We start from the raw sequence: 254 nt of genomic DNA on the forward strand, positions 1-254 counted from the left end.
TCGCTTGAAGCGTGCGGCTTGCAGCTGGGAGAACCCCCATGTCCCTGGAAAATATTTCCTGTCAGAAAAGTTTTGGTGGTTGGCACAAGCGCTACAAACACAGCTCCCACGTGCTCGATTGCGACATGACCTTCGCAGTCTACCTGCCGCCGCAAGCGGAGCAGTGCGGCAAGCTGCCGGTGCTGTACTGGCTGTCTGGCTTGACCTGCACCGATGAGAACTTCATGCAGAAGGCCGGTGCCCATCGCATGGCC

At 58.3% G+C, this 254-nt stretch carries 1 protein-coding gene; it reads left to right on the top strand.

Translation table 11 applies throughout. From position 1 onward, the window contains the following. Nucleotides 1-38 precede the first annotated feature (38 nt). The coding region (locus AC0L3U_RS39820) for an alpha/beta hydrolase-fold protein (RefSeq protein WP_473365184.1) at nucleotides 39-254 on the top strand (216 nt) is incomplete at its 3' end.

Source organism: Bradyrhizobium sp. Kon69 (assembly GCF_055807515.1).